Raw genomic sequence first — 17,517 nt, forward strand, 5'->3', positions numbered from 1 at the left:
GTGTACGTCCTGATAGTTACGCAGGTCTAAGAGTGCCATGCCAGACGCTCACGGTTCGCATCGGCCGGGGCCGCGTGCGGCCCCACGGCCAGGTTCTCGATCATGCGGCGGGCGCTCGGGCCGACCACCGCCGCCCAGTCCTGGGGCGTGTCGGCCAGCCAGCGGTCGAGCAGTGTGGCGAAGCCGGGGTCGGCGCGGGCCAGCTCGACCAGGTGCCGGTCGAAGCGGGCCGCTCCGTCGGGGGTGCGGACCAGGAGTCGGCCGGTGCGGTGTACCAGGGCGCGGGTGGCCGCCGGGCCGCGTCGCGCGGCGCCGGTGGCGGCGGTGGTCAGGACCTCGTCCAGGACGGCGGGGTCGTCCTCGCCCGCCAGCAGGACGTCGAGCAGTTCGCGGCGCAGCGCGCGGGACGCGCGCGTGCCCGGCGCCGCGAGTACGGGGGCGAGTTCGCGGCGCACCTGGGCGGGGCAGCTCCGCAGTACCCCCGCGACGAGAGGAAAGAGGACGGCGCGGGCGGCCGGGCCGTGTTCGAGTCGCCGGTCGACGTATCCGGCCGCGTACGCCGCGGCCTCCGGGCGCAGCTCCAGGAAGTCCCGTACGAGGACGGCGACCTGGCGGGCCAGCGCGGGCGTGGTCACGTCCGCGAGGGTCCGCAGTATGTCGCCGGAGGCCGGGCCGGGCTCGCGTAGGCGGGTGCGGAAGGCGGCGATGACGGGTTCCGGGTGCGTGGTCAGGGCGGCGGCCAGCGCGCTGGCCGCGAGCCGTGGGTCGCCCGCCGCGAAACGCTTCAGGGCGAGCGGCAGGTGGTGGTTTCGGGTGTGCGGGTCGCGTACGAGGAGGGCCAGGGCGGCGCCGTGCAGGGTGCAGTCGGCGGGGCGGGCGAGCAGGGCGAGTGCCGCGTAGCGCAGCAGGCGGCGGTCGGCGTCGGTGCTGACCCGCGGCGCCGCCCGTAGCGCGTAGGCGGCCGCGGCGACCCGGCGCGCGGGGCGTTCGTCGTGGGCCCAGCGGTCCACGGCGCGGCAGATCGCGGAGGGCTCCTCGTCGGCGAGCACGGCCAGCAGTTCGTCGCCGCGCGGGTGCGCGCAGGCGACGAGGGCCTCGGTCAGGGCGTCGATCGCGCGGTGGCGGTGGGTGTGCAGCAGGGCCTGGGCGGCGGTCGCCACCGTGGCGTCCGGTGCGGCGGGCAGTGGCCGCTCGTCGGTGAACCACCGGGTGAGCAGCGGCTGTACGCCTTCGGGGTCGTCCCGCAGCCAGGCGCCGACCGCGTCCAGGAACCGTTCGCCGCCCGCCGCTGGGTCGGCGACTGGATCGGCGACGACCAGGTGGCGCAGCAGGTCGAGGCGATCCGGCTCCGGCAGCGGGAGCCCTCGCCAGAACCACCCCCCGAAGGCGCCGGTGAGGTTCCCGGCCACGGTTCGCTCCACCAGCAGGCGGAGCACCGCGCGGTACGGCCGGGCGTCGGGCACCCGCGCCAGTACCTCGGAGAGGAGCCGTCGCGCCCACCACTCGGCGTCGGCGGGACGCGCGGGGTCATCAGCGGGACGCGCGGGGTCGTCCGTACGGCCCGCGAAGTGGTCCGCGGCGTGCGTCAGCTCCTCCAGCCGCCGGGCCAGTGCCGCGCGGTCGCCCCGCCGGTCGAGCAGCAACAGGGCCTGGACCACGGGGCCGATGCGATGGCGGGGCACGGGGAGGGACGGGAGCCGTACCGGGGTCTGGGGCGGGGCGGTGTCCGCGCGCTGGCGGTGGACGAGCGCGTACAGGGCGGCGTCCAGGTCCAGGTGCGTGCCCTGGAACCAGTCCGCGAGCTCCTCGTGCGCGAAGCGGTAGCCGGTGCCCGCGGGGACCAGGACGCCCTCGGTGAGGACCGCGGAGGCCCAGCCCGTGGGCCATGGGAAGAGCGCCTCGAACGACTCCCGGTCCAGCTCGCCCTGCCCGGGCCCGAGGCAGCACCGCGCCGCCTCGTGCAGCTGCCCTGACACCTTCGCGGCCAGCCTGCGCACCGCCGTCCCGCGCAGCCGCAGCGGGGCCGCCAGGCGCACCGCGACCCGCAGGCACACCAGATCCAGGTACGCGGTGAAGATCTCCTCCCGTCCCGGGCACCCGTCGGGCCGCTCGGGCAGGGCGGCCCGGACGTCCGACAGCAGCCGCAGCGCGAGGGGGTGTCCGGCGACCTCGGGGGCTACCGCGTCGTCCGGGATGCCGTAGCGCTGGCGGGCCCGCGCCGCCTGCGGCTCGGGCAGGTCCGTGAGGCGTACGCAGGCGGGGAGCCGCTCGGGGCCGCCCTCGCCCGAGTACAGCGCGTCGGCCGGGAAGAGCGCTCCCGCCTGCTCCCAGTAGGCGGGCCGGCAGGCCACGACGAGCCGCGCGCCCGTGTCCCGCAGCCAGGTGGCCGTCCCCTCGGTCCACTCGGTCAGCCGGTGTGCCAGTACGGGGGGCATCTCCTCGGGGCAGTCAAGCAGCAGAAGCAGCGGCCGTCCGGCGTCCCGGACCAGCCTGGCCACCCGGTCGGGCCCGATGTCGCCGAGCCCGTCGCCGTACTCATCCGAAGCCGCGTACTCCTCAGCCGCGCACTTCTCGGCCGCGTACTTCTCGGCCGCGTACTCCTCCGAGGCCGCGACGATCCGCCCCGCGTCCTGAAGCGTCCTGGCCACGGCGTCGGCGATCGAGGCGTCGTCCGAGCGAAGTCCCGCACCGCGCAGCCATACGGTCGGGGCGGGCTCGGGGCCGCGGGCGCGGCGGGCGGCCAGGGCGGCGAGTTCGGTGCTGCGGCCGGTGCCGGGGTCGCCGACCAGAGCGAGCACGGAGGCGGGCGCGGCGGATGAGGCAGATGGGGCGGGCGAGGCTGGCGAGGTGAGGAACCGGGTGAACTCCTCGGCGACTTCGGGGCGTTCCACCGCCGTCTGCCCCTGGCCCCAGGACGCCGCGCCGGGCTCGTCCCCCGCGTCCCGTGGCCCGTCCGACCCCACCGACGTGGCGGTCAGCGTCAGCGCGGCGGCCAGGTTCAGGTCCTGCCCGTACGCGGGGACCGTCGCGGCGTTGCGGCGGAGCAGTTGGTCCAGCGGGCCGCCGGGGTCCGCCGCCGCGGCCTCCCGCAGCGGCACCGCGAAGCCCGCGGCGGCCCGGTGCCCGGCCTGGAGCGCGGTGCCCAGCACCGCGAGCACCGCGCCGGTCGCGGCGTCCAGGACGGGTCCCCCGGCCGCCCCGCCGCCGAGGCCCAGCGCGTCGCTGCCGTCGGTACCGATCGCCAGTTCCACGGCTGCCGGGACGACGTGGAAGCGGTCGGTCGCGGTGTACGTCACGGACGTGTCGGTGCCCAGGACCCGCGCCTGGCGCCAGCCGAGCGCGGCGATCCGTACGTAGCTGCCCGTCTCCAGGCCCGCCCGCGCGGCGACGGGCAGCGGCCGCGCGCCGAGCCCTTCGGCCCGTACGAGAGCGAGATCGACCTCGGGCAGCGGGATGACCGCGTCGGCGCCCACCACACCGGTGCGGCCGTCTGGTCCGTGCAGCACCAGGCGGGCGAGTCCGTCGACGGCCTCATGGCTGGTGATCAGGGTGCCGTGGTCGTCGGCGGCGAAGGCGGCCCCGCGTGGCCGTCCGGCCAGATCGCAGATCCGCACCAGCGTCTCCCGGTCACCGCCACGGCCACGGCCACCACTCCGGGAGTCCCCTGCCGCCATCGTCGAACCTCCCCGCCACACCCCGCTTCTACCGACGGTAGGTCGATCATGATCAGCGGGACAGGGGGCCAGCCGGATGCGCCCCCCGCACACGCCGGGAACGCCCCGAGCGCCCGCCCAGAGGAGTGAACCGGCGGGCCGTGAGACAGGCTCTCAGGCGAACACGGCGAGGCTCTTCGCCTTGCCCCGCTGCCCTTCGACCAGTGCGAGGAACCGCCCGTCGGGCCCGAACACGGCGACCGCGCGCCCAGAGCCGTACTCCTCGGGCAGCTCGATCCGTACGCCGTTCAGCAGCAGGCGGCCGCGCTTCTCGTCGACGTCCCAGCGCGGGAACGCCGCCTCGGCCGCCTCGGCGACCGGCATCACGGTCAGCTCTTCCTGGTGCTGGTCCAGCGTGCGGGCCGCGTCCAGCTTGTACGGGCCGACCCGGGTGCGCCGCAGGGCCGTCAGATGGCCGCCGACGCCCAGGTCGGCGCCCAGGTCGCGGGCGAGCGCCCGGATGTACGTACCGGACGAGCAGACCACCGAGACGACCAGGTCGAGTACCGGGGTGCCGTCCTCGGCGACGGCGTCACGGACGTCGTACACCGTGAAGGACGAGACGGTGACCGGGCGGGCCGGGATTTCGAAGTCCTCGCCCTCCCGCGCGCGCTTGTAGGAGCGCTTGCCGTCGATCTTGATGGCGCTGACCTTGGACGGCACCTGCATGATGTCGCCGGTCAGCTTGGAGATCACGGCGTCGACGGATTCCCGGGTCACCGCTGAGGCGTCGGCCGATGAGGTGATGTCGCCCTCGGCGTCGTCGGTCAGGGTGTTCTGGCCGAGTCTGATGGTGCCGAGATACTCCTTCTCGGTCAGCGCCAGGTGGCCGAGGAGCTTGGTGGCCCGCTGGACGCCGAGTACCAGGACTCCGGTCGCCATCGGGTCGAGCGTCCCCGCGTGCCCGACGCGCCGGGTCCTGGCGATCCCGCGCATCTTGGCGACGACGTCGTGCGAAGTGAAGCCGGACGGCTTGTCGACGATGACAAGGCCGTCCGGGGTGGTGTGCTGCTGGGTCATTACGCGGTGTCGCCAGCCTCTTCATCGTCCTCCGGCTTGCGGTACGGGTCCGCCTCACCGGCGTACGCGGCGCCCGAAGACGCCTCGCGCACCTTGGCGTCCGAGGCCCGTGCCCGGTCCAGGAGGTTCTCGATCGTCTTCGCGTTCTCCGGGAGGGCGTCGGCCACGAAGGTCAGCGTCGGGGTGAACTTCACTCCGGCCGCCGCGCCCACCGCGGAGCGCAGGACGCCCTTGGCGCTCTCCAGGCCCGCGGCGGCGCTCGCCCGGTCCTCGTCGTCGCCGTAGACCGTGTAGAAGACGGTCGCCTCCCGCAGGTCACCGGTGACTCGGGTGTCGGTGATGGTGACATGCGTGCCCAGGCGCGGGTCCTTGATACCGCGCTGCAGCTTCTGTGCGACCACCTCCCGGATGAGGTCCGCCAGCTTCTTCGCCCGCGCGTTGTCGGCCACTGGTCCGTCTCCCTCTTTCTTGCTGCTGAGCTGTTCAGTTCTGCGTAGCGCAGTTATCTACAGTCGTGCTGTCGTGCCAGGCCGGTCTGCCGTGCCGTGCTGTGCCGTGCCGTGCGTCAGTCGTCTTCTTCGCCGTGAAACCGCCGTCGTACGGACAGAAGCTCCACCTCGGGACGGGCGGCGACCAGCCGCTCGCACCGGTCCAGTACGTCGCTGAGGTGCCCGGCGTCTCCCGAGACCATCGCCACACCGACCTGGGCCCTTCGATGGAGGTCCTGGTCACCCACCTCCGCCACGCTCACCGCGTACTTGCGCTGGAGTTCGGCGACGATCGGGCGGACGACAGAGCGCTTCTCCTTGAGCGACCGTACGTCGCCGAGGAGCAGATCGAAGGACAGTGTCCCCACATACATGCTGATCCGGATGACCCGCCGGTACGGGATCGGCGCCCCGCCAACCGCTTGGCAGGGACATCCAAACCGTACACGCAACGGCCGGGGCCGATCGACGGGAATTTCTTCCCGCCGACCGGCCCCGATCCGTCCGGCGTGGCTACGCCGGTTGAGTTGCCGAGCGGTCAGCCGCGCGGCTTCTCGCGCATCTCGTACGTCGCGATGACGTCGTCGATCTTGATGTCGTTGAAGTTTCCGAGGTTGATACCGCCCTCGAAGCCTTCGCGGAGCTCAGTGACGTCGTCCTTGAAGCGACGCAGACCGGAGATGTTGAGGTTCTCCGCGATGACCTTGCCATCGCGCAGCAGGCGCGCCTTGGTGTTGCGCTTGACCTCGCCGGAGCGGACCAGCACACCGGCGATGTTGCCCAGCTTGGACGAGCGGAAGACCTCGCGGATCTCCGCCGTACCGAGCTCGACCTCTTCGAACTCCGGCTTGAGCATGCCCTTGAGGGCCGCTTCGATCTCCTCGATCGCCTGGTAGATGACCGAGTAGTAGCGAACGTCCACACCCTCGCGGTCGGCCATCTGCGTGGCACGCCCAGCGGCGCGCACGTTGAAGCCGATCACGATGGCGTCGGAGCCCATCGCCAGGTCGATGTCCGACTCGGTGACCGCACCGACACCGCGGTGCAGGACCCGGATGTCGACCTCTTCGCCGACGTCGAGCTGGAGCAGCGAGGACTCGAGAGCCTCGACCGAACCGGACGCGTCGCCCTTGATGATGAGGTTGAGCTGCTCGACCTCGCCCGCCTTGAGCACCTTGTCGAGGTCCTCGAGGGACACCCGGCGGGTGCGCTTGGCGAATGCGGCGTTGCGCTCACGGGCGGCACGCTTCTCGGCGATCTGACGGGCCGTACGGTCCTCGTCGACCACCAGGAAGTTGTCGCCAGCGCCCGGGACGTTGGTGAGACCGAGCACGAGGACCGGGGTCGAGGGACCCGCCTCGGCGACGTTCTCGCCCTTGTCGTCGAGCATCGCGCGAACACGGCCGTACGCGTCACCGGCGACCATCGTGTCACCGACGCGCAGCGTGCCTCGCTGGACCAGGACGGTCGCGACGGCGCCGCGGCCCTTGTCCAGGTGGGCCTCGATCGCGATGCCCTGCGCGTCCTGCTCCGGGTTGGCCCGCAGGTCGAGCGAGGCGTCCGCGGTGAGGACCACGGCCTCCAGGAGGGAGTCGATGTGCAGACCCTCCTTGGCGGAGATGTCGACGAACATGGTGTCGCCGCCGTACTCCTCGGCCACCAGGCCGAACTCGGTCAGCTGACCGCGCACCTTGGTCGGGTCCGCGCCCTCGACGTCGATCTTGTTGACCGCGACCACGATCGGCACCTCGGCCGCCTTGGCGTGGTTCAGCGCCTCGATCGTCTGGGGCATCACACCGTCATTGGCCGCCACCACGAGGATCGCGATGTCGGTCGACTTGGCACCACGGGCACGCATGGCGGTGAACGCCTCGTGACCCGGGGTGTCGATGAAGGTGATGCGACGCTCTTCCTCGTTGACCTCGGTGGCGACCTGGTACGCACCGATGTGCTGCGTGATGCCGCCGGCCTCGCCCGCGATGACGTTCGTCTTGCGGATGGCGTCGAGCAGTCGGGTCTTACCGTGGTCGACGTGACCCATGACGGTCACCACCGGCGGACGCGCGGCCAGGTACTCCTCGCCGCCCTCGTCCTCGCCGAACTCGATGTCGAAGGACTCGAGGAGCTCGCGGTCCTCCTCCTCGGGGCTGACGATCTGAACCGTGTAGTTCATCTCGTCGCCGAGCAGGTGCAGCGTCTCGTCGGAGACGGACTGCGTGGCCGTGACCATCTCGCCGAGGTTCATCATCACGGCGACGAGCGACGCCGGGTTGGCGTTGATCTTCTCCGCGAAGTCGGTGAGCGAGGCACCACGCGACAGGCGAACGGCTTCGCCGTTGCCGCGAGGCAGCATCACGCCGCCGACCGACGGGGCCTGCATGGCCTCGTACTCCTGGCGCCTCTGCCGCTTCGACTTACGGCCACGACGCGCGGGACCACCGGGACGGCCGAAGGCGCCCTGTGTGCCACCACGGGCACCGGGACCGCCGGGACGGCCACCGAAGCCGGGACGACCGCCGAAGCCGCCGCCACCACCGGGACGGCCACCGCCGCCACCGAAGCCGCCGCCGCCACCGGGACGACCGCCGCCACCGGGACCGGCCGGACGACCGGCGAAGCCGGGACGCGCGCCACCGGCACCGCCGGGACGACCGCCGCCACCCGGGCCACGGCCACCGCCGCCACCAGGGCCACCACCGGGACGCGGGCCAGCAGCGGGACGCTGCGGCATCATGCCCGGGTTCGGACGGTTACCGCCGGGGCCACCACCGGGACGCGGGGCGCCGCCCTGCGGACGGGGCATGCCACCGGGGGTGGGACGGCCGGCCTGGCCGCCCTGACCCTGCGGACGCGGGGCACCCTGGCCGCCACCCTGCGGGCGCGGGCCGGGAGCGCCACCGGGGCCGCCAGGGCCACCGGGACGAGGCGCGCCGCCGGGACGGGGCGCCTGCGGGCGCGCCATGCCGGTGGAGCCACCAGAGGTGAAGGGATTGTTGCCCGGACGCGGGCCGGTCGGACGACCGCCACCGGGACGCGGGGCGCGCTCGCCACCGGGGCGCGGAGCACGCTCCCCGCCGGGACGGGACTGACCCTGACCGCCCTGACCACCCTGGCCGGGGGCCGGACGGCCACCGGGCTTGGGCGCGCCGGGGCGCGCACCAGCGGGCTTCGGCGCCGAGGGAGTCGACGGGGCCGCGGGGGGCGCCGTGAACTCGGGCTGGGCCGGAGCAGCGGGGGCGGGCTTGGGCGCGGGCTTCGGGCCCGGCCGCGGGGCGGGTGCCGCGGGGGCGGCGGGTGCCGCCGGTGCGGGCTTCTCAGCCGCGGCGGGCTTGGGCGCCGGCGCGGGCTTGGGCGCGGCAGGCTTGGCTACCTGCGCGGGGGACGGTGCCGACGGCGACGCCGGCTTGGGCGCCGACTTGCGCGGCGCGGGCTTCGCGGGGGACTTGCCGGCGGAGCCGGGCCCCTGCAACGCGTCGGTCAGCTTGCGTACAACGGGCGCCTCGATGGTCGAGGACGCCGAACGGACGAATTCACCGAGTTCTTGGAGCTTGGCCATGACGACCTTGCTCTCCACCCCGAACTCCTTGGCGAGCTCGTATACCCGGACCTTAGCCACTTCGCTCCTTTTAGGTCCGGGTTACGCCGGACCGTCGCTACTTCATGGGCGTACTCATCGCGTGCTCATCGAGTGCTCATCGCAATCTCGACCTACTTCCAACTCGCGGGGTACCAGGGCCGCACGGGGTTCCGCACGGCACGTTTTACGGTTTCGCCTGCTCGACGTAACGGCTGAGATCCGCGGTGTCGAGCGGGCCCCGGACGCGGAACGACCGGAGAAACGCCCGACGGCGGACCGCCAGATCGAGACAGACCTGGGCGGGGTGTACGTAAGCACCCCGGCCGGGCAGCGTACCGCGATGATCGGGGACACATACACCCTCGATCACCACGACCCGCAGCAGATCGCTCTTAGCCGCTCGCTCCCGACATCCCACGCACGTTCGCTCAGGGCATGCACGGGCATGCGTCCGGCCAGACACGCTTAAGTCTACCTCCCCGTACCGACCTCACCCCATTGGGTGAAGAATCGAACGGATGTCGTCTTGATCTCAGTGGTCGATCTCAGAGATCGACCAGTGGTCGATCAGTGGTCCCGACGCTCCCGGCGGTACTCGCCCTCGCCCTCGCCGACCTCAGTGTCCGGGCGGATGTCGATACGCCAGCCGGTCAGCCGGGCGGCGAGCCGGGCGTTCTGCCCTTCCTTGCCGATCGCCAGTGACAGCTGGTAGTCGGGGACGGTCACCCGGGCCGACCGGGCGGCCAGGTCCACGACCTCGACCTTGCTGACCCTGGCCGGGGACAGCGCGTGGGCCACCATGTCCGCCGGGTCGTCCGACCAGTCGACGATGTCGATCTTCTCGCCGTTGAGCTCGGCCATCACATTGCGCACCCGGCCGCCCATCGGGCCGATGCAGGCGCCCTTGGCGTTCAGTCCCGAGCGGGTGGAGCGGACCGCGATCTTGGTGCGGTGACCGGCCTCGCGCGCGATCGCCGCGATCTCCACCGAACCGTCGGCGATCTCCGGGACCTCCAGCTCGAAGAGCTTCTTCACCAGGTTCGGATGAGTACGCGAAAGAGTGACCGACGGGCCGCGTACGCCCTTGGCCACGCGCACGACATACGAGCGCAGCCGCATCCCGTGCTGGTACTCCTCACCCGGGACCTGCTCCTGCACCGGCAGGATCGCTTCCAGCTTGCCGATGTCGACCAGGATGTTCTTCGGGTCGCGGCCCTGCTGGACCACGCCCGTCACGATGTCGCCCTCACGGCCCGCGTACTCGCCGAGCGTCGCGTCGTCCTCCGCGTCCCGCAGTCGCTGCAGGATGACCTGCTTGGCGGTGGACGCGGCGATCCGGCCGAACCCGGACGGGGTGTCGTCGAACTCGCGGGGCGCCGTGCCCTCGTCCAGACCGGCGAGGTCCTCGGGGTCCTCCTTCGCCCAGACCGTCACATGGCCGGTTTCCCGGTCGAGCTCGACGCGCGCGTGACGGCGGCTTCCCTCGGTGCGGTGGTAGGCGATGAGGAGGGCCGACTCGATCGCCTCGACCAGCAGGTTGAAGGAGATCTCCTTCTCACGGACCAGACCCCGCAGGGCACTCATGTCGATGTCCACGGCTACGCCTCCTCTTCGTTCTCTTCGTTTTTGTTTTTACGGCTGAACTCGATCTCCACACGGGCCTTCGCGATGTCCGCGAACGCGAGCCGCCGGGCGGTGGCCTTACGGCCCTTCACGCCGGGCACCTCTAGGTCGAGGCCTTCGTCGTCCACCTTCAGGATGCGCGCGACCAGCTCGCCGGGACCTGCCTCGGGCGTCAGCTGGAACTTGACCAGGCGGTCGATGGCGCGCACGTAGTGGCGGTGCTGGGTGAGCGGGCGGTCCGCGCCGGGGGAGGTCACTTCGAGTACGTACTCGCCGGAGCCCATGGCGTCCGTCTCGTCCAGCTTCTCGGAGATCTCCCGGCTGAGCTCGGCGCAGGTGTCGAGATGCACACCGCCGTCGGCGTCGACCACGATGCTGAGCACACGTCGCTTGCCGGCCGGGGTCACGGTGACTTCTTCGAGGTCCAGATCCTTGGAGCTGACGAGCGGTTCCAGTAGTCCGCGCAGCCTCTCGCTCTGGGTGGTGCTCATCCGGGTGACTCCTCGGCCGCGTGTGCTGTTGTGGGTTCGTCGCGTGTCAGGTCAAAGGGTATCCGGTCGCACAGGGTGTTGCCGTCCACCGTCCCGCTGTCCGCCGCCGCCTGCCGCTGGCCACGCGGTGGGCGACGGGCGGGGGCGGCGCAGGTACGGTGATCACGGGCCCCGCGGTGACGCGCGCCCGCCCCACCCTTCCGACTGACGAGTCTCACGAGCTTTACGAGCCTTACGACGAGGACGCCTGCCGTGCCGTTCACTCTTCCGTCGCGTAGCCGACGTACCAATCCGGGGCCACGCCGAAGGAGTCTGCTCGCCGGTGCGGCCGGTGCCGCGCTCCTCGCGGGCTGCACCGATGACGCGCCCGGCTCATCAGCGGGCAAGCGCCCTGGCGCGGCCGAGCGGGCACGCGCGCGCCTGGTGCGCGACAGCGCCGAGCTGGCCGACCGGTACACCGCGGTGATCGCCGCGCACCCGGCGCTCGCGGAGCGGCTGCGGCCGCTGCGCGCGGCGGCCAGGCAGCACGCGGAGGCGTTCGGCGGCGGGCCGGAGGGCACGTCGGCGCCATCGGACTCAGCCTCGGCCTCGGCCTCAGCTTCCGCCTCTGCCAGCGCCCGGGCGGCGGTTCCCACCAGTGAGAAGGAAGCCCTGGCCCAGCTGGCGGCGGCCGAGCGGAAGCTGGCTGACGCCCGCCGCGGCACGCTCCGGGACCTGCCCGGGGAGCAGGCCAGGCTGCTGGCCTCGGTCGCGGCGGCGGGCGACGCCCACGCTTACCTGCTGAGCGGGGCGGTCCGATGAGGGAGGTGCGGCAGGCGGGCGAGGTGCGGCAGATGCGACAGGTGCGCGAGGCGGGCGAGGCACTGGCCGCCGCCTACCAGGCGGCCCTGCGGGCGGAGCACGCCGCGGTGTACGGCTACGGGGTGGTCGGGGGCCGGATCGGCAAGGACCGCAAGGCCGAGGCGCGCGCCGCGTACGACGCCCACCGCGCCCGCCGTGACACCCTCCAGCGCACCGTGCGCGGCCTGGGCGAGGAGCCCGAGCCCGCCGCCGCGGGCTACGCCCTGCCCTTCCCGGTGCCGGACGCCGCCGCCGCGGTGCGGCTCGCCACCGAGCTGGAGGACCGGGTCGCCGGGGTCTACGCGGACCTGGTCGCCGCGGCGGGCGGCGCCAAGCGCCAGGAGGCCGCCGACGCGCTGCGCGAGGCGGCGGTGCGGGCGGCGCGGTGGCGCGGCAGCGCCGTAGCCTTCCCCGGGCTCGCCGAACGGGCCACCGACACGGCGTAGCCTTCCCTGGGCTCCGCCCGATTCCACCGACCTGGCCGACGACCGACCCCGACCGCCCCGACCAACCCGAGCGACCTGAGCAGGGCGAAAGGAACTACGCACGCATGGCTTTCGAACCGCCGCAGCGCCTCGTCCAGGCGCTCGGCGAGTCGCCGGACGACGCCGAGCGCGACGGCACGGCCGGGTGGCTGGAGAAGCTGCCCCAGACGGCCCAGGAGGCCGTCTCCCGGCGCGAGCTGACCGTCGAGCGGGTGCAGGCCCCCGGTGGCCGCTCCAGCCTGGTCGTCCTCGTACGGCGGCCGGACGGCACGCCCGCCGTCCTGAAGCTGGCACCGCCCGCCGCCCAGCCAGGCCTGGAGGCGGCGGCGCTGGCCCACTGGGACGGCTGGGGGGCGTGCCAGCTCCTGGAGCACGGCGAGGACGGGGCGCTGCTCCTGGAACGGCTGCACGCCGATGTCTCACTGCGGTCGCTGCCCGAGGCGAAGGCGCTGCTGGAGGCGACGGGTACGGTGCGGCGGCTGTGGGTCGCGCCGCCCGCGTCGCACGCCTTCGAGACGGTCGAGGTACGGACGGCCCGGCGCGCCACGGCTCTGGAATCGGCGGACGACTCCGTACGGCCGCTGGCGGACGCGGCCCTGGCCGCGCGGTCCGCGCTCGTCGCGGACGCCAGTGAGGCGTTCCTGCTGCACGGCGCCTTCCGTCAGGGCAAGGTCCTCGCCGGAGACCGGGCGCCCTGGCTCACGGTCGGCCCCGACCCGGTCGTCGGGGAGCGCGCTTACGATCTGGCCCCGCTCGTCCTGGACCGGCTCGACGACCTGGTCGCCGCCAGCAGCGGCGCGGCCACGGCGCGACGCCGGGTCGCCAAGCTGGCGGACTCGCTGGAGGTGGACCGGGAGCGGCTGCGGGGCTGGACCCTGTTCCGGGCGACGGAGACCGCGGTACGAGCCCTCCGCACAAACCACCCACGCCAGGCCGAGCCCCTGCTGGAACTGGCGTCCTGGCTGTAGAGCCCGCCGTGGGCCACGGCCCGGCCCGAGCCAGCGGCTGACATCAGCCGTGCCGGCGGGCGCCCGGCCGTGGCGTGACACAGGTTCTCGGCGACTCCGGCGCGCACAGGCGCTCAGCGCCGAGCGGCGGCCCTGAAGGCAGGACGTTCCCTGGTTTGAGCCGGTGGTCAAGCCCTGGGGAGCAGCTCTCCGATCTTCGCGGACCAGTCCACGCCCGCCGTGAAGCGGCCAGGGCCTGTCCGGCGGATCAGGCCGGGCTGGGCGCTCGGTGCGCTGTCTGTTCTGGTGAGCGGGGCCTGGTGCGTGCGGCCGCACGGCGGAGGACTGAGACATCGCGGAGCGATGGTGACGGACGACAACGCCGAGGGGGTCCCTCCCGCCCGAGCGGAGCGAAGCGAGTCCGAGGGCGGGGGCCTGCGTGCCACACCCCGCGACCCCGGCATGATCCGCCGGACAGGCCCTAGGTGTATTGCCCTGTGAGGTTGGGGACGTGGTGCGTCGGCGTGCGGCCGGACCGCCCGCGTACTGGACGTCCGTGGGGGATGCGGCCGTACTCGGCCGTGCTCAGCCGTGCGCCGAAGGGAGTTCCTCCCTGCTCGAGCGCAGTCGAGAGCTTGGGGGCGCGTGCCAGGCGTCGCCCGCCCGCGACGATCGGGGGAGACGCCCGCTGATCGGGGCGTCTCCCTTGGGGAACGGAGCGGCGCGTGCGGGCCACTGGCGGCCCGCACGCGCGGTCGGTGCGGAGCGGGTGGGTCAGGCCGTGAGGCGGGCGATCGCCTCGGCGACCGGGAGTTCCTCGCGCTCGCCCGTGCGGCGGTCCTTCAGTTCGACGACGCCCTCCGCCGTGCGGCGGCCCGCGACCAGGATGGTCGGGACACCGATCAGTTCCGCGTCGGTGAACTTGACGCCCGGGGAGACCCCGGCACGGTCGTCGACCAGGACGCGGACGCCCGCCGCGGCCAGCTGGTCGGCCACGGACAGCGCCAGCTCGGTCTGCGCGGCCTTGCCCGCCGCGACGATGTGGACGTCGGCCGGGGCGACCTCGCGGGCCCAGCACAGGCCCTTGTCGTCGGCGGACTGCTCGGCCAGCGCCGCCACCGCACGGGACACGCCGATGCCGTACGAGCCCATCGTGACGCGGACCGGCTTGCCCTGCTGGCCCAGCACGTCGAGCTGGAAGGTGTCGGCGTACTTGCGGCCGAGCTGGAAGATGTGGCCGATCTCGATCGCACGGTCCAGCTTCAGGCCGGTGCCGCAGGCCGGGCACGGGTCGCCTTCGGCGACGACGACCACGTCGAGGTAGTCGTCGACCTCGAAGTCGCGGCCGCAGACGACGTTGCGGGCGTGCGTGTCGGGCTTGTTGGCGCCGGTGATCCAGGCGGTGCCGGGGGCGACCCGGGGGTCGGCGATGTAGCGGACCTTCTCCAGGCCCTGCGGACCGACGTAGCCGCGTACGAGGTCGGGGCGGCCGGTGAAGTCGTCGGCCGTGACCAGCTCGACCTGGGCCGGGGCGAGGTGCTCGGCCAGCTTGCCGAGGTCCACCTCGCGGTCGCCGGGAACACCGACCGCGACGATCTCGCCGTCGACCTTGACCAGGAGGTTCTTGAGCGTCGCCGACGCCGGGACGCCGAGGTGCTCGGCAAGCGTCTCGATGGTCGGCGTGTCGGGAGTGTCCAGGTCCTCGGCCGGGCCGTGCACCGTGCCGTCGACCGGCTGCAACGCGAAGGTGACCGCCTCGGTGTTCGCCGCGTAGTCACAGGCGGGGCAGTCCGCGAAGGTGTCCTCGCCCGCCGGTGCCGGGGCCAGGAACTCCTCCGAGGCCGAGCCGCCCATCGCACCGGAGACGGCCGAGCAGATGCGGTAGTCCAGGCCGAGGCGCTTGAAGATCTTCTGGTAGGCCTCGCGGTGCAGAGCGTAGGACGCGGCCAGGCCCTCGTCGCTCACGTCAAAGGAGTACGAGTCCTTCATCTGGAACTCGCGGCCGCGCAGCACGCCGGAGCGCGGCCGGGCCTCGTCGCGGTACTTCGTCTGGATCTGGTACAGGATCACCGGCAGGTCCTTGTAGGACGAGCACTGGTCCTTGACGGTCTGGGTGAAGACTTCCTCGTGGGTGGGGCCCAGGAGGTGGTCGGCACCCTTGCGGTCCTTGACGCGGAAGAGCAGGTCGCCGTACTCGTCCCAGCGGCCGGACGCCTCGTACGGCTCCTTGGGGAGCAGCGCGGGCAGCAGGACCTCCTGGCCGCCGATGGCGTCCATCTCCTCGCGGACCACGCGCGAGACGTTGTCCAGCACCTTCTTGCCGAGCGGCAGCCAGGACCAGATGCCCGCCGCGTTACGGCGTACGTAACCGGCCCGGACCAGCAGCTTGTGACTGAGCGTCTCGGCGTCAGCCGGGTCATCGCGCAGTGTCTTGATCATCAATCGGGACATGCGCTGGACCTGGGCCATGGTGAACTCCTGCGTGGAAAGCGTCGACTGTTCAGGAGGTTAACCGGGTCACGGGCCCGGGCGGAAATCAGTTGCCGGGACGACGGCGTCCGACGCCCCCGCCAAAGCGTCCCGGGCGGCGGCGCAGCGGCAGCGGGGCACCCATCACGGCGTACGGGCTGGGGGCGCTCGGGAAGTGCACCCGGCGGGCCAGGTCGATGTACCCGAGCGAGTGGTAGAGGCCGCGGGCGGGGCTGTCGGTGTCGATCGCGGAGAGGATCGAGCGGGGCTCGGGGACGGGATCGGTGAGGGTGGTGATCAGGGCGCGGCCCACACCGCGGTTCTGGAAGCCGGGGTGGACGTGCAGCTCGGTGATGACGAACGAGTCGTCGAGCCAGTCGTCGTGGCCGCTGCTGCGCAGATAGGGCTCGACGACGGTGGACCACCACTGACTGCGGTCGTTCGGCATGCCGTAGACGAACCCGGCCAGGCGGCCGTCGCGGGTGGTGGCACCGAGCGCGCGGGCGCCTGGCTGGCGCATGTGGCGCAGCACGATCTGGCGGCGTACGCCGACCTCTTCGTGGCTGAGCCCGAAGGCGATGGCCTGCACGGCGAGGGCCTCGTCCACGCGCGCGGCGAGGTCGAGCGGCCCGACCTCGACGTCGTCCGGGGACGGGGAGCGGCGGCCTCCGGGAAAGCTCAGCATGCCGGGGAGACTACCTCTGGCGCGCCGGTCAGGAGCGGGTTCCGGGCCTAGGGGGCGTCTCTCCGATCTTCGCGGATCAGACCGCGGCGTCTGGTGCGGTGCATCGGCGCGCGGCCGGATCGCCCTCGTACTGGACGTACTTGGGTGATTCGGCCGTGCGTCGAGGCGCCGTGCCAGGCGTCGCGGGCCCGCGAAGATCGGGGAGACGCCCCCTAGCGCCCACCGCGCGACGATCAGAACAGGACGCTCATGAACGCGCCGACCTCTTCGAAGCCGACGCGGCGGTACGCGGCCCTGGCCGCGGTGTTGTAGTCGTTCACATACAGGCTGGCCACCGGCGCCACATCGGTGAGCGCGAACCGCAGCACCGCGGCCATGCCCGGCACGGAGAGCCCGCGGCCGCGGAACTCGGGCGCCACCCAGACGCCCTGGATCTGGCAGGCCGTGGGGGTCGCCGCGCCGATCTCGGCCTTGAAGACGACTTGTCCGGTGTCCGGGTCGAACCGGGCGAACGAGCGTCCGGCGCCGACCAGTTCGGCGATCCGTGCCTGGTAGAGGAGCCCGCCGTCACCAGCGAGCGGCGAGATGCCGACCTCCTCGGTGAACATGGCCACGCAGGCGGGCATGATCGCGTCCATCTCGTCCTTGCGGACACGGCGGACGAGCGGGTCGGGTGCGATGTCGGTGGGCATCCGGTCGGTGACCATGAGCGGCTGGTGGGCGCGGACCTCGCGGGCCGGGCCCCAGCCTGGTTCGAGCAACTGCCACAGCAGGGTGGTCGACTCGGCCGGGCCGACGATCGACGAGCAGCGTCGGCCCGCTCGACGGGCCCGGTCGACGAAGGCGCGTACGGCGTCGGGGGGCGCGCAGATCGGGACGAGGTTCGCGCCCGCGTAGCACAGTGAGCGCAGTCGGCCGCCCGCGTACCAGCCCCACATCTCACCGCCGAGACGCCAGGGGTCGAGCCCGGCGGCCAGGACACGCGACGTGACGAACGCGTTCGCGACGGGGTCGCTCTCGAGGATCCCGAGGGCCGCGTCGAGGTCTCCGGGTGCGAGAACCCTGGTCGTCGTCTGCGTCAACACTTCAGGCCGCTCCACCACTCCTTACGGGCAACGCCGAGCGTCGCTGATCTCCAGGCACTGTACCTGGAAGGCCCCGGGGAACGCCTCGTGTGGT

At 72.8% G+C, this 17,517-nt stretch carries 14 protein-coding genes; 3 read left to right on the forward strand and 11 right to left on the reverse strand.

Annotated features, from left to right (window positions below):
• Positions 1 to 26: 26 nt before the first annotated feature.
• The 8 genes from GCN81_RS25505 to rimP form a co-directional block, all read right to left on the reverse strand.
• Positions 27 to 3,674: a serine protease gene (locus GCN81_RS25505; RefSeq protein ID WP_156726842.1), complete on the reverse strand. Its 3,648-nt coding sequence runs from the start codon at positions 3,672 to 3,674 to the stop codon at positions 27 to 29.
• Between the two features lie 153 nt (positions 3,675 to 3,827).
• On the reverse strand, positions 3,828 to 4,733 hold the full coding sequence (gene truB / locus GCN81_RS25510; protein WP_156726843.1) for a tRNA pseudouridine(55) synthase TruB: 906 nt from the start codon (positions 4,731 to 4,733) through the stop codon (positions 3,828 to 3,830).
• A complete protein-coding gene (gene rbfA / locus GCN81_RS25515; protein WP_156726844.1) occupies positions 4,733 to 5,182 on the reverse strand; it encodes a 30S ribosome-binding factor RbfA in 450 nt (149 codons plus the stop codon). The genes truB and rbfA overlap by 1 nt, the downstream gene beginning before the upstream one ends.
• A gap of 116 nt (positions 5,183 to 5,298) precedes the next feature.
• Complete coding sequence (locus tag GCN81_RS25520; protein WP_156726845.1) at positions 5,299 to 5,595, reverse strand: DUF503 domain-containing protein; 297 nt, start codon at positions 5,593 to 5,595, stop codon at positions 5,299 to 5,301.
• A gap of 164 nt (positions 5,596 to 5,759) precedes the next feature.
• The gene (gene infB, locus GCN81_RS25525; RefSeq protein ID WP_156726846.1) at positions 5,760 to 8,837 is read right to left on the reverse strand and encodes a translation initiation factor IF-2; all 3,078 of its coding nucleotides are present in this window, start codon (positions 8,835 to 8,837) and stop codon (positions 5,760 to 5,762) included.
• A 145-nt stretch (positions 8,838 to 8,982) separates the two neighbouring features.
• Positions 8,983 to 9,261: a YlxR family protein gene (locus tag GCN81_RS25530; protein WP_156726847.1), complete on the reverse strand. Its 279-nt coding sequence runs from the start codon at positions 9,259 to 9,261 to the stop codon at positions 8,983 to 8,985.
• A gap of 104 nt (positions 9,262 to 9,365) precedes the next feature.
• On the reverse strand, positions 9,366 to 10,394 hold the full coding sequence (gene nusA / locus GCN81_RS25535; RefSeq protein WP_156726848.1) for a transcription termination factor NusA: 1,029 nt from the start codon (positions 10,392 to 10,394) through the stop codon (positions 9,366 to 9,368).
• A 2-nt stretch (positions 10,395 to 10,396) separates the two neighbouring features.
• On the reverse strand, positions 10,397 to 10,912 hold the full coding sequence (gene rimP / locus GCN81_RS25540; RefSeq protein ID WP_156726849.1) for a ribosome maturation factor RimP: 516 nt from the start codon (positions 10,910 to 10,912) through the stop codon (positions 10,397 to 10,399).
• 252 nt (positions 10,913 to 11,164) lie between these two features.
• Between rimP and GCN81_RS25545 the strand changes: the two genes are divergently transcribed.
• From GCN81_RS25545 to GCN81_RS25555, 3 genes are all read left to right on the forward strand, one after another.
• Positions 11,165 to 11,713 carry a hypothetical protein gene (locus GCN81_RS25545; protein WP_156726850.1) on the forward strand — a complete coding sequence of 183 codons (549 nt, stop codon included), beginning with the start codon at positions 11,165 to 11,167 and terminating at the stop codon, positions 11,711 to 11,713.
• 32 nt (positions 11,714 to 11,745) lie between these two features.
• Positions 11,746 to 12,198, forward strand: coding sequence for a ferritin-like domain-containing protein (locus tag GCN81_RS25550; protein ID WP_156727145.1), 453 nt, complete (start codon positions 11,746 to 11,748; stop codon positions 12,196 to 12,198).
• 104 nt (positions 12,199 to 12,302) lie between these two features.
• Positions 12,303 to 13,205 carry an aminoglycoside phosphotransferase family protein gene (locus tag GCN81_RS25555; RefSeq protein WP_156726851.1) on the forward strand — a complete coding sequence of 301 codons (903 nt, stop codon included), beginning with the start codon at positions 12,303 to 12,305 and terminating at the stop codon, positions 13,203 to 13,205.
• A 753-nt stretch (positions 13,206 to 13,958) separates the two neighbouring features.
• Here GCN81_RS25555 and GCN81_RS25560 read toward each other — a convergent pair.
• From GCN81_RS25560 to GCN81_RS25570, 3 genes are all read right to left on the reverse strand, one after another.
• Complete coding sequence (locus GCN81_RS25560) at positions 13,959 to 15,653, reverse strand: proline--tRNA ligase (RefSeq protein WP_156726852.1); 1,695 nt, start codon at positions 15,651 to 15,653, stop codon at positions 13,959 to 13,961.
• A gap of 67 nt (positions 15,654 to 15,720) precedes the next feature.
• A complete protein-coding gene (locus tag GCN81_RS25565; protein WP_156726853.1) occupies positions 15,721 to 16,338 on the reverse strand; it encodes a GNAT family N-acetyltransferase in 618 nt (205 codons plus the stop codon).
• A 233-nt stretch (positions 16,339 to 16,571) separates the two neighbouring features.
• A complete protein-coding gene (locus tag GCN81_RS25570) occupies positions 16,572 to 17,423 on the reverse strand; it encodes a GNAT family N-acetyltransferase (RefSeq protein ID WP_156726854.1) in 852 nt (283 codons plus the stop codon).
• Positions 17,424 to 17,517: the final 94 nt, after the last annotated feature.

The sequence above is a fragment of the Streptomyces apocyni genome, from assembly GCF_009739465.1.
Lineage (GTDB): Bacteria > Actinomycetota > Actinomycetes > Streptomycetales > Streptomycetaceae > Streptomyces > Streptomyces apocyni.

Excerpts from the sequence above, each read along its gene's own strand:
- GCN81_RS25520 (WP_156726845.1), bottom strand. The coding sequence starts at position 5,595 with ATGTATGTGGGGACACTGTCCTTCGATCTGCTCCTCGGCGACGTACGG.
- truB (WP_156726843.1), bottom strand. The coding sequence starts at position 4,733 with ATGACCCAGCAGCACACCACCCCGGACGGCCTTGTCATCGTCGACAAG.
- GCN81_RS25550 (WP_156727145.1), top strand. The coding sequence starts at position 11,746 with ATGCGACAGGTGCGCGAGGCGGGCGAGGCACTGGCCGCCGCCTACCAG.
- rimP (WP_156726849.1), bottom strand. The coding sequence starts at position 10,912 with ATGAGCACCACCCAGAGCGAGAGGCTGCGCGGACTACTGGAACCGCTC.
- GCN81_RS25560 (WP_156726852.1), bottom strand. The coding sequence starts at position 15,653 with ATGGCCCAGGTCCAGCGCATGTCCCGATTGATGATCAAGACACTGCGC.
- GCN81_RS25555 (WP_156726851.1), top strand. The coding sequence starts at position 12,303 with ATGGCTTTCGAACCGCCGCAGCGCCTCGTCCAGGCGCTCGGCGAGTCG.
- GCN81_RS25505 (WP_156726842.1), bottom strand. The coding sequence starts at position 3,674 with ATGGCGGCAGGGGACTCCCGGAGTGGTGGCCGTGGCCGTGGCGGTGAC.
- GCN81_RS25565 (WP_156726853.1), bottom strand. The coding sequence starts at position 16,338 with ATGCTGAGCTTTCCCGGAGGCCGCCGCTCCCCGTCCCCGGACGACGTC.